Consider the following 11,197-nt stretch of genomic DNA (forward strand, 5'->3'; position numbering starts at 1 on the left):
CAGTGTCACAACACTACGGGGCATTATTAACCGCGCTGGGCGAGGCTAAAATCACCGCAGCGATCGCTCATCATGCCCAGATACAACTCACCCACTTAGCGGTGGGCGATGGTGACGGCCAGCTGCCACCGCTTCATTCAGCACAAACTACCTTAGTGCACGAACAGTATCGAGTGGCTCTTAGTAGTCTCACCATCGATCCAGACAACCGTAGCCACCTGATCGCCGAGGCCATCCTCCGGGAAGAGGTTGGCGGTTGGTGGATCCGCGAAATTGGTCTGTTTGATGAGCACGGGGAGCTCTGTGCGGTGGCTAACTGCCCAGAGACCTACAAGCCCAAGCTAGAAGAGGGTGCCGGTCGAACGCAGGTGATCCGCCTGGTCTTGATCGTCAGCAGTGCGACTGCTGTAGCCCTCACCATTGATCCAGCTGTTGTGTTAGCCACCCGGAAAGAGCTTGTTGATGTGCTCAATCAACATGTCTCAGAGCCTGATCCACATCACCAATATTTAACTAGAATTGATCCTGTTCTACAAGGTCACCCAACAACCCCAACACCACAGCCATTTAGTAAAGATTCATCGATTGCGACGACTGAATTTGTGCAAACCGCCTTAGAAAATAATTCAGGAGTATTCTTTTTTGATAAAAGGAGAAATAGTTCAAATCAATTAGTAGATAATAAATATTCAGAAAATATTCTATCTGAAACAGAAATTGAGTTATCAGAAATACATGTTGGATCATTTATAATATTTTGGGTTGATAGTAAAATAAATATTAAACTACCCACTTCTGTCCCTAAAGGTTCTAAATTTTGTATTGCCAACCATGGTGCAAGTGGTGCTTCACTTGAAGTAGGCTCCAATTCAATATATTCACCTGCTCATGCTCATAATTCCGGTATATTCGAAATGCCCGCCGCTTCACATGCGGAATTTATTTATTGTGGTCAGGATACTGTATTAAGTTATTACTTTGTAATAAATTTCCTTGCTCAACATAATCCATTAGCATAAATAATTTTTCTGGTTATCTAAAAGAATATGAATTTCTTTAAAGATTAATAACTTATTGTAAACTTTTTTAGAGAGATACTGTTCATGACCAGTGCTTTTTTCCATGGGGTGACGGTAACGCTGATTGATAGTGGACCACGCCCGATAGCCACCCCCGCCGCTTCAATTATTGGTCTCGTGGACACCTATACCCCGGCGACCGCATTAGCCCCGCCACACCAACCGGTGTTACTCACCAACCAGCGGGAGGCAGTACAACAGTTCGGGGCAGGTAGTGCTATCGCTCAATCTGCTCGCGGCATCTTTGCCCAATCCGCCGCCGTGGTGGTTGCGGTGGGGGTACCCTTAAACCCTACCGAGCACGCCCCTGAAGCAGCAGAAAAACCCGCTCGCAAATCGACTGCCACTACAGAGACCAGCCCACTGATGACTGCTCTGATTGGTGGGATCGGAGCTGAGGGGCAGCGCACCGGGATGCAGGTGCTGTTGGATGGCAAATCAGTGCACAATGCCCAACCCCGTTTAATCCTCTGCCCGGGCCACTCAGCACACCCAGCCGTCGCCACGGCGATGCAGGCTTTAGCCGATAAGCTAAAAGCCATTGCCATTATTGATGGCCCCAATCGCGATGATCAGGCTGCTATTCAATATTTTGCTGAAATCAGCAGTCAACGGGTCTACGCAGTCGATCCTTGGCTAAAAATTTGGGATGCCGAGAGTGACACGATGCAGATCGTCCCCGCCTCCCCCGCGGTCGCTGGCCTGTTTGCTAAAACCGATCGCCAAGTTGGTTTTTGGGCCTCACCCTCCAATAAAGCGCTGCTAGAGGTGATCGGCACCGCCCGACCGATTGAATTTATTGAGGGCGATGACACCTGCCGCGCCAACCTGCTCAATAGCGCCCATATCGCCACCATTATTCGGGAGGGCAGCTATCGCTTATGGGGGAATCGCAGCTGCTCCAGCGATCCCAAGTGGGCCTTTATCACCCGCGTACGCACCGTCGATATGGTGATGGAGGCCCTTCTGTTGGGCCATCAATGGGCTGTCGATCGCTCCATCACTAAAACCTATCTCAAAGAGGTGACCGAAGGCGTACAAGCCTTTATGCGCGATTTAAGAGCCCAGGGGGCTATCATCAACTTCGAAGTCTATCCTGATGAAGCCCTCAACAGCCCTACTCAGCTAGAGCAGGGACGTGTCTACTGGACCATTCGCTTTACGGATGTGCCCCCAGCCGAGAACCCTAACTTTAGGGTTGAAGTAACCAACCAGTGGATTAGTGAGATCATCGACTTATGATTCCGCAAACCCTTTACAATATGAATCTGTTTATCGACGGCATCAGCTTTGCGGGTGTCGCCACCCAAGTCACCCCACCAAAGCTCAAAATCAAAGCCGAAGAGTATCGCGGCGGCGGCATGGATGCGCCGATCAAAATGGACTTAGGCCTGGAGATGTTAGAGGCCAACTTCTCACTATCCACCCTAGCCCCGCAAGCGCTGCAGTGCTTTGGTGTCGCCGATCAAAGTGCGTTTAATGGTGTCTTTAGAGGGGCGCTGCGCGACCACAAAGGCGCCGTACAGGCCTGTATCTTAACGATGCGTGGGATGCTCACCGAAGTCGATATGGGCGACTGGAAACCTGCGGAAAAAGCTGAAAGTAAATTTACGCTGGCCTGCAGTTACTACAAATTCGAATTGGATGGCGCCCTCCTCTATGAGATTGACCCCCTAGCCTCGGTACGAGTCATTGATGGCCGCGATCAATTAACCGCTATTCGAGTGGCCTTAGGCCTTTAAGGAGTTACTGGATGGAACAGTTAACCGTCACCCTAGAGTACCCCGCCCCCTTTGATGGCGTGCTGCGCGATCGCCTAAGCCTGCGAGCACCAAAAGTGCGGGATATGCGTAGTGCTGCCAAACAGGCGCCACAAGATATTGAAGAGCGCGAGCTGATTCTGTTTGGGCTATTAGCGGAGGTATCGCCCAAAGAGTTAGAGGGACTGCACTTTACCGACTATCGGCGGTTGCAGGAGGGCTATTTTCGCCTGGTCTCCCCTAGCACAGCTGCCAATCCAGTCGCTGTGCCGACTGATGAAACGGCTCGCCCGCGAGCTGCACTTCCAGCCCTCGGAGATTGACCAACTCACCCTAGAACAGGCCCTGTGGTGGCTAGAGGAGTAACCGATGGCACGTGATATCGCAATGGGATTGGTCATCGGCGGTGCGGTCGATGGCTCACTTGGCAAAGCTGTCAAACAGGCAGGCTCACAGCTTGAGGCGCTACAGCAGCAAGCCGCCAAACAGCGACTCTGGCAACAGACCATTGGGGAGACCCAACAGCTACAGCGCGATTTCCAGCGGCTAAAACTCAGTGGGGATGATGCCGCTACCGGCATCCAGCGGCAGCTGGAAAGCAACCTCCTCACGCTAAAAAAAGCGGGCATTGAGCTACAGAGCCTGGATCAGGCCTATCAGCAACTGGGGCGGACTGCCAAAGGATTAGAGCTGCGGGCCAGTGGTCATCAACTCATCAGCCAGGGGATGGCTCAGGGGAAACAGGCCCTTGGCGATGCCCTAAAATTAACCGCCACCGTAGCGGTACCGACCCTGTTATCAGCCAACTACCAAGATTTGATCCGCGATATCGTGATCAAAGCCGGGCAGGCCGGCACGGCTGAGGAGGCCCGCATTGGCCAATTGATTGCTAAGACCGCCTCAGAGGTTGGGATAGCGCGCAATGAACTGGCCGAAGCGCTCAACCAGATGGTCGGGGCCGGGATGGAATTGCAGCAAGCAGTCCAATTGGCACCCAGTCTGGCCAAGTTCTCCGTCAGCCAACGCTCGGAGAGCAGCGATACCGCCCGCATGATGACCGCCATGGTGCAGAATGCCGGCATTGTCGATCCGCAACAGATGCAACAGGCGTTAGAGTCAATTGCCTATTTGGGCAAAGAGGGCTCATTTGAGGCCTCCGATATGGCCAAATGGTTCCCACAAATCTTAGCGGAGACCAAGAAGCTAGGCATTACTGGCGTTGAAGCCATAGTCAAAGCCGGGGCTGCCTTACAGGTGATGATGAAGGTCTCTGGCTCCAGTGATGAAGCGGCCACCATCCTGAAGAACTGGATGTCCAAGATGGGTGCCATGGAGACCAAAGAGCGCTATACAAAGGTTGGCATTGACTACCCAGCGGTGATGCAGCAGTTTATTCAGAAAGGCTGGGATCCCCTACTGGCCTCCTTTAAGCTCGTCCAGCTGTATATTGAGAAAAGCGATCCCGAAGAAGCTGCCAGGATGTCCAAAACCCTGGCAGCGATCGACCAAGAGAGCAATCAGGCGAAAAAGCAGGCGATGCTGAAAGCCTTCGCTGAATCGATGAAAGCGGGCGATCTCTTTACCAACCAATACACCAAAGCCGCTCTCACGGCAGCGATGCAAAATGAGGCCCTGCTACATCAACTGGTAAAGGGAGCAAGCGGGGTGAGCGGTGAACTAGACAAAGATTTACGCGATCGCCGCGTGATGTCCAAACAGATCTGGGCTGAGGTTGTGCAAGCCTGGGATGAAGCCGCACGACAGGTGGGGGATGCCCTACGCCCCCTGACCGACACCGTTGGCAGCCTGCTGAAACAGCTCGGCCTAGGGCTAGCTAACCTAGCAGAAAAAGCACCGCTGGCGATAGCCGCCATCACCACCTTAGCTGGTGGCTTTATCGGCTTAAAAGCCCTACAAGCCAGCTGGAGTATCGGCAAAGGCGCAATGGCAGTCGCCAAGGGCACCTTATTAGGAGGGATAGCTAAAGTCCAACCAGGGGGTATCAGCAATTTAGGCAAATCCACACTAGGTAAAGTGGGAGGTGCCCTTGGCAAAGCTGGCGGCTATCTGGGGGGTGCCTTAGCTCTCGGGAGTACGGCTTATCAAATCTATGACACTGCTCAGCACGCCACCACCAGTGCCGAAAAAGGGGCCGGTTACGGCGATGCCGTCGGCGGCTTAGCGGGGGGCTTAGCTGGTGCTAAATTAGGCGCCTTAGTCGGCGCCTGGGGCGGCCCCATCGGTATCGCCATTGGCGGGGTACTCGGTAGCGTGGTGGGCACCCTAGGCGGTGGTCAATTAGGTGGCTGGTTAGGGAAATCACTATTTGGCAGTGAATCCCCGCTGCCAGAGGCAGCTCATCCAGCTATCAGCGTACCCGATAAGCCGCCAGCAGCGGTCAATCAGCAGCTACAGTTTTCACCAACGGTACAAGTCACCGTGCAGGGTGAGATGAAAGATCCCAAGCAACTCGCCAACGATCTGATGCCCCACTTGCACAGCCTATTCGAACAATTTCACCAGCAGCAACAGCGCACCGCATGGTATGATACCGCACATAGTTAATCGATGCACTGCCCTGGAAACCGCTAGCGCAGTGAGGACTGCTAGATGGCAAAAAAATCTCAACATCATGATCTGTTTTACAAAAGCTTTATGCAGGAAAAGCAGCTGGTCATCGATTTTCTAAAGATTCATTTACCCAAAGAGATTCAACGATTAATGGATTTCTCCACCTTAACCTTGGTGAATCATGAGCTACTACCGGCCCCGCTTAAAAAATTGCAATCTGATGTGGTTTTTCAGTGCAAAATTAACCAGGGCGAAGATGATCTTTACCTGATCATCGAGCACCAATCCGCCTCTCATCGCCTAATGCCGCTAAGAATGCACGAATACATCACGGCATTAATGCGTTATCATTTAAAGCAAGGCAACCGCAAACTGCCGCTGGTGCTGCCAGTGCTCGTCTATCACGGCCACCCATCTCCCTACCCCGTTTCATCCGAACTATGGGATCTATTTAACCAGCCGCAGTTAGCCGAGCAAATCATGTTTAAAGCGCACCAAGTCATTGATATTTCAGCCATGACCGATGAAGAGATCGCCTCTCATGGAGCGGCTGCCTTGCTGGAATGGCCCCTGCGCGATGCCAAAAACCGCGGAGAGCACTTTCTAGATAAAGTAAAAAGCCAACTGCACCAGCTGTTTGCTAGTGATAGGCTGGATAATTTTCCTGACTTTAAGCTGGCCCTTTACAGGTATATACTATTAACGTATAGAGGGTCAAAATCACTTGATGAGGTGATCGACGAGCTGACCCAGGTAGCACCGGAGGAGAAAGAGGCGATGCTAACAGCAGGACAACAATTAGAGCAGCGTGGGATGCAGGCTGGCATGCAACAGGGTATGCAACAGGGTATGCAACAGGGTATGCAACAGGGTGTTCAACAAGAGAAGTATGAGATAGCCAAGCGTATGTTGAAGAAAGGCATGTCGCTAGAGGATATTGTGCAGATCACTGGATTGGCTAAAAAAGAGTTATCACACCTGCATTGATTAGGGGGTAGTGCTACTGAACTCGCTGATACGAATGCAATCAAACCACGGGGTGTTGTATGTCAAACACCTCGATTATTAACCTCATCTCTCAATCGACCACTGCCATTGCCGGTGCTGCTGGCCAGACCCATCGTTTTAGTGAGCTAGTCACGCAATCCCACGCCGACGGCAGTGCACTACGCGTGGCTGCTCAGAGTAGCTCAGCGCTCTCTGGGACTGCTAGTCAATTATCCACCCTGGCTAAACTGGTCTCAGCCGGGGGGAGCTCATCGGCTGATCGGAACGCCATCACGCGGGGGATCTCACGGATGGGCGCTGGATTAGCTGAGATCGACCGCAGCCTGCGGCTGGTAAATCAAGGGATCAACACCGCGGTCAACACTAACAGCCAGTTAAGTGCTTCTGCCCAATCAATCAGCCAAGCTAAACAGGCTGTCAGCAGCAGCTTGCAGGCCCTGCAGAGCAAGCTGGGGAGCGGCCAAGCGCTAGGCCAACGGCAGAGCATCGTTCAACGGAGCTCAACTTTAATGCCCACGTTGACCGGGCCTCGCTCTCATTTGCTGGTCTTGATCGCTGAACAGGGGCAGCGCTACTTTTTTGGATTAACGACCGCCGCCTTTGACAAACTACAGCGCAAAATTAGCTATAACGTGATCGCACAAGAGCGTTTGGGGAGACCCGATGCCTTACAAGCGGTCAATCAAGGGGGTGAAACCATCACCTTGAGTGGCGTGGTCTTTACCCAGTTTTCTGGTATTGCTCAGTTAGATGCGTTGCGAGAGATTGGCTTCCAAATGAAGCCGGTCGAATTGGTGATGGGCTATGGGGATGTCTTGGGACGCTGGTATCTCACGGCCATTGATGAGGAACAGCAAGCGCTACTAGCGAATGGCGTGCCCCGCAAACAGAGCTTCAGCGTGGAGTTTAAACGCTATGGCGACGATTATACGAAGTTCTGAAGGGGATCTCTTAGATACCCTGTGCTACGCTCATTACGGCCACTTAAACGGCACGGTAGAAGCGGTACTGAGGGCGAATCCTGGGTTGAGTGCCCTACCGCAACCCTACCCAGCAGGCGTCACCCTGCGCTTCCCTGAGCTGGCAGCTGCACGCAGCGAGACCATCCACCTCTGGAGCTGATCGATGCGGCCCCTATTTCAAGTCATCGCGGATGCCCAGGATATCACCCCCCTACTTCAAGATCGGCTCCTGAGCTTGCAGGTGATCGATCGGGTCGCTTTGGCGGCAGATAGCTGTGAAATCAAACTAGATGATCGTGATAGCAAGATTGCTTTTCCGCGCAAAGGTGCTTGCTTAACCCTCTCCTTGGGCTGGCAAGGCAGCGGTTTAACAGTAATGGGCCACTATACTATCGATGAAATTGAACTCACGGGCCCACCGCGTACAGTAACACTACGGGGCACCTCGACCGCGATGGCGGGGACCGCTAAAAACAGTCGCTCGCAAGCTTGGGAACAGGTGACATTGTCACATATCGTCCAAGCGATTGCCGCCCGCCAAGGTTGGATAGCCACTTGCCCGATTGAAACCCTGGTGACCCGTGCTGATCAAGTGGGGGAATCTGATTTAAATTTTTTAAGCCGTTTAGCCCGCCAATACAACGCCACCGCCACCCTCAAGGCGGGAAAATTGCTGGTGCTACCCCGGGCGGCTGGCAAGCAGGCTAGTGGCGGAGAGTTACCGCTGGCGAGCTTAACCCTCCATGAGGTGGCTAATTTTCGGTTGCTGTTTCCTAATCGAACGAGCGTCGCCAAGGTCCTTGCCAAAGCCCATGATAGCCAAACCGGACAGCAGGTGACCATTGAAATCCCCAATCCAGAGGCTCCCATCACTTCAGCAGGGGCAGTACATGCTGAACGGCATACCTACGCGAATGCCAGCCTAGCTACCGCAGCGGCCCAGGCCGCCCTCGCCCGCTTAAATCGAGAGACTGCCAGTGGCACGCTGGAGCTGCGCGGCCGTGGAGACTTAGTGGCAGAGAAGTTCATCAAACTAAGTGGTTTTAAAACAGAGGCAGATGGAGTTTATCTCATCGAATCAGTGACCAACCACTTTACACAGCGCAGTTGGACTACCTCAATTGAGATTTCAGCAGGTCAATCAGGGAAAGCAAACCTGGGGCAGCCCTCAAAACCACAACCACCCCTGCTGATTGAGATCCCTGAAGCGCCTCAGTAAGGATCGCTGGCCATCATCGCTTGGTAGACTATATAGTTGCCCTAGGGATCTATTTGAATAATATGATCAAAGACTTTCAAAAAATAAAGTCTATAGGAAAATAGAAACAATTTTTATAAGTTATTTAGACGGGTTTTAAGTAAATCTTTTTAATACAATTGATATTCCATCAAACGGTCGATTGTTGTAAACATGCCTTGCAATTTGGCCAATTTCATGAGTGCGAAAATTGTGATTAAAGCAGATTTAGCGGTAGGCCATTACAGCCAAGGTTTCCCCAAACCAGCAATATACACATCCACCCTCACTGGCTATTATCCATTGTGGAGAGCGGGTTGGTTGCCGGCTGCCGCTGCTCCACCAATCTCCAGGCCTCAGCCGTTCTCTGCTGAGGTTTTTTTTTCGCCCAACCCCGCGCCATTGGGCACGCGCTGCTGATCGTTCCGGACTTTGCCTTCCAGCTCCCCTACCCCGTTAAGCCCTTATTTTGCTCTCTGAGGACCGATGTTCTCCAAAACGAGAGCGCCGAGAAATGTCGAAGTCCGGACGCACCTATTTTTTTATCCCTTTAAAAACAACCGATTACTTACAGACTCAGCGATGCCATTTATTCCCAGCATTGCCTAGCAACCCAAAATCACTAACCATCCATTAATATTGTTCAATCATTAATTTTATTGTCACACCAAAATATTCCAGCTAGAATTTCACCTCATTACGAACTTTTCGGTTTATCACCAGGGAAGGTATTTAGTTGTTATCTTCTAGCCTGACTACACTTTGGCGACACCGCTTATTTGGCCTTAACGCCATCAGACGCTCCCTTATCTCACTGATCCTGAGTGCCCTGCTAGGCACCTCACTACCAGCCTCTGCGGTAGCGCCCGAGCCTGCTGCCCAACAGCAACAAGCGCGTGAACAGGAGCGTGAACTGCGGCAACAGCAAGAGAGCGTCCCTGATGTACACCTACAGCCGACCCCCTCACCCGAGCTGCTGCAGCGCCTTCCTGCTGACGAAACCCCTTGCTTTAAGATTAAACAGCTGCAACTCCAGGGCGAGGCCGCTCAGCAGTTTCAATGGGCCTTAGCCGCCGCTCACCGCGCGGGGAGTGCTCCAGATAGCCCGCTGGGTCGCCGGCTGGGGGCTAACGGCATCAACTTGATCCTCAAGCGGGTGCACCATGCCATCGTGCAGCGCGGCTTTATCACCACTCAGGTGGTGGCAGAGCCACAAAACCTGGCCAGTGGCACCTTGGTGCTCACACTCATTCCTGGACGCTTGCATCGTCTCTATTTTTCAGAAAAGTCTGATAAGCAGGCTAGACACTGGAACGCCCTGCCCGCCAAGCCTGGTGATCTACTCAATTTACGGGATATCGAGCAAGCCTTAGAGAACTTTAAACGACTCCCCAGCGTTACCGCCACCTTCCAAATTGCCCCTGCCAGCGATCCAGAGGCTCCAGCGGGCACCAGCGATCTGATAATCACCTGGCAACAGCAGCTGCCGCTACGCGGAACGCTCTCTTTAGAGGATTCTGGCAATCCGCTGACTAAAAAACACCAAGGGGGCTTTACCCTAGCCTACGATCAACCCTTGGGGTTCAACGATCTATTTTATATCAATCTGCATCAAGGCTTCGGTGGTTGCTCGGTAGGCCGGGGGATCACCCGCGGGCATACCCTGCACTATGGGCTACCCTGGGGCTACTGGTTCTTAGAGTTCACCCACACGCAAGAGGCCCATGACTACAGTCAACGGCCCGATCGCCTCGATCTCCGCAGCGGCGGCAGTGCTCGCTCAGAGGCCAAGCTAGCCCGCCTGCTCTACCGCGATGCCCGGCGTAAAACCACCCTCTCCTTCAAAGGCTTTCGCCGGAACAATCACAGTGGCTATAAACTTTTAGGCATCGACTCACCTCTCCAGCGGCACGCGCTCGGCGGCTGGGGCAGCACACTGGCGCATCGGGAATTTATTGGCAAGGCGATCCTCGATGCCAGCCTCAGTTATCAACGGGGCACCGGTGCTTTTGGTGCCCAAGCGGTTCCTGAGAACACCCGGGAGGGAACCCCGCGCTTTAAAGTGATCACTCTAGAGCTCTCCTGCAAACTGCCGGTGCAGATTGCACAGCTGGCCTGTCACTACCACGGCAATTGGAACGCACAATACAACCGTACACCATTGCCTCCCTCAGAGCGCTTTAGTATCGGCAGTCGCCACACCGTCCGGGGTTTTGGGTATAGTGATCCGCTGCTCCCACTCTCCTCGGAGCGCGGTTGGTGGCTACGCAATGAGTTTGGTGTCGCCTTGGGTCACACCGGCTCTGAGCTCTATCTGGGGCTGGATTACGGCCAAGTCAGCGGCTCCCTCGCCCACGATTTAACAGAGGGCCGCCGCCTCGCCGGTGCTGCCCTCGGCCTGCGAGGCAATTTAAAGGGCCTAAGCTATACGCTGTTTACCAGCTGGCCGCTGAAAACAACCCGAAACTTTACCGGCTCCCGCAATCTCTGCGGCTTTAGCCTGCTCTACAACTTTTAGGAGCACGGTGCCCAATAGCGTGGTCCAGTCATAAATACCCTTGATAGGGACATTAGGAGTCA

The 11,197-nt window shown here is 52.9% G+C and carries 10 protein-coding genes; all 10 read left to right on the forward strand.

Translation table 11 applies throughout. The annotated features are described in order from the left end of the window. Window positions 1–2: 2 nt before the first annotated feature. On the forward strand, window positions 3–1,019 hold the full coding sequence (locus tag NL324_RS07150) for a phage tail protein (RefSeq protein WP_253306665.1): 1,017 nt from the start codon (window positions 3–5) through the stop codon (window positions 1,017–1,019). An 84-nt stretch (window positions 1,020–1,103) separates the two neighbouring features. After that, entirely contained in the window at window positions 1,104–2,321 is a 1,218-nt protein-coding gene (locus tag NL324_RS07155) for a phage tail sheath subtilisin-like domain-containing protein (protein WP_253306664.1), read from the forward strand. Further along, window positions 2,318–2,821 carry a phage major tail tube protein gene (locus NL324_RS07160; RefSeq protein WP_253306663.1) on the forward strand — a complete coding sequence of 168 codons (504 nt, stop codon included), beginning with the start codon at window positions 2,318–2,320 and terminating at the stop codon, window positions 2,819–2,821. The genes NL324_RS07155 and NL324_RS07160 overlap by 4 nt, the downstream gene beginning before the upstream one ends. Window positions 2,822–2,832: 11 nt before the next feature. Beyond that, window positions 2,833–3,162 (forward strand): phage tail assembly protein, encoded by a 330-nt coding sequence (locus NL324_RS07165; RefSeq protein ID WP_253306662.1) that lies wholly within the window; start codon window positions 2,833–2,835, stop codon window positions 3,160–3,162. Window positions 3,163–3,208: 46 nt separating this feature from the next. Beyond that, on the forward strand, window positions 3,209–5,404 hold the full coding sequence (locus NL324_RS07170) for a phage tail tape measure protein (RefSeq protein WP_253306906.1): 2,196 nt from the start codon (window positions 3,209–3,211) through the stop codon (window positions 5,402–5,404). A 45-nt stretch (window positions 5,405–5,449) separates the two neighbouring features. After that, window positions 5,450–6,397 carry an Rpn family recombination-promoting nuclease/putative transposase gene (locus tag NL324_RS07175; RefSeq protein WP_253306907.1) on the forward strand — a complete coding sequence of 316 codons (948 nt, stop codon included), beginning with the start codon at window positions 5,450–5,452 and terminating at the stop codon, window positions 6,395–6,397. 59 nt (window positions 6,398–6,456) lie between these two features. Next, window positions 6,457–7,359, forward strand: a complete 903-nt coding sequence (locus NL324_RS07180) for a phage tail protein (protein WP_253306908.1) — start codon at window positions 6,457–6,459, stop codon at window positions 7,357–7,359. After that, a complete protein-coding gene (locus tag NL324_RS07185; protein ID WP_253306657.1) occupies window positions 7,334–7,540 on the forward strand; it encodes a tail protein X in 207 nt (68 codons plus the stop codon). Before NL324_RS07180 ends, NL324_RS07185 begins: the two co-directional genes overlap by 26 nt. Window positions 7,541–7,543: 3 nt before the next feature. Then, window positions 7,544–8,599 carry a phage late control D family protein gene (locus NL324_RS07190; protein WP_253306656.1) on the forward strand — a complete coding sequence of 352 codons (1,056 nt, stop codon included), beginning with the start codon at window positions 7,544–7,546 and terminating at the stop codon, window positions 8,597–8,599. Between the two features lie 754 nt (window positions 8,600–9,353). After that, on the forward strand, window positions 9,354–11,135 hold the full coding sequence (locus tag NL324_RS07195; protein WP_253306655.1) for a ShlB/FhaC/HecB family hemolysin secretion/activation protein: 1,782 nt from the start codon (window positions 9,354–9,356) through the stop codon (window positions 11,133–11,135). Window positions 11,136–11,197: the final 62 nt, after the last annotated feature.

The sequence above is a fragment of the unidentified bacterial endosymbiont genome, assembly GCF_918320885.1.
Taxonomy (GTDB): Bacteria; Pseudomonadota; Gammaproteobacteria; order Enterobacterales.

Bases quoted from the DNA above. Each gene is read 5' to 3' on its own strand.
- NL324_RS07155 (WP_253306664.1), top strand. From the start codon at position 1,104: ATGACCAGTGCTTTTTTCCATGGGGTGACGGTAACGCTGATTGATAGT.
- NL324_RS07160 (WP_253306663.1), top strand. From the start codon at position 2,318: ATGATTCCGCAAACCCTTTACAATATGAATCTGTTTATCGACGGCATC.
- NL324_RS07165 (WP_253306662.1), top strand. From the start codon at position 2,833: ATGGAACAGTTAACCGTCACCCTAGAGTACCCCGCCCCCTTTGATGGC.
- NL324_RS07170 (WP_253306906.1), top strand. From the start codon at position 3,209: ATGGCACGTGATATCGCAATGGGATTGGTCATCGGCGGTGCGGTCGAT.
- NL324_RS07175 (WP_253306907.1), top strand. From the start codon at position 5,450: ATGGCAAAAAAATCTCAACATCATGATCTGTTTTACAAAAGCTTTATG.
- NL324_RS07180 (WP_253306908.1), top strand. From the start codon at position 6,457: ATGTCAAACACCTCGATTATTAACCTCATCTCTCAATCGACCACTGCC.
- NL324_RS07185 (WP_253306657.1), top strand. From the start codon at position 7,334: ATGGCGACGATTATACGAAGTTCTGAAGGGGATCTCTTAGATACCCTG.
- NL324_RS07190 (WP_253306656.1), top strand. From the start codon at position 7,544: ATGCGGCCCCTATTTCAAGTCATCGCGGATGCCCAGGATATCACCCCC.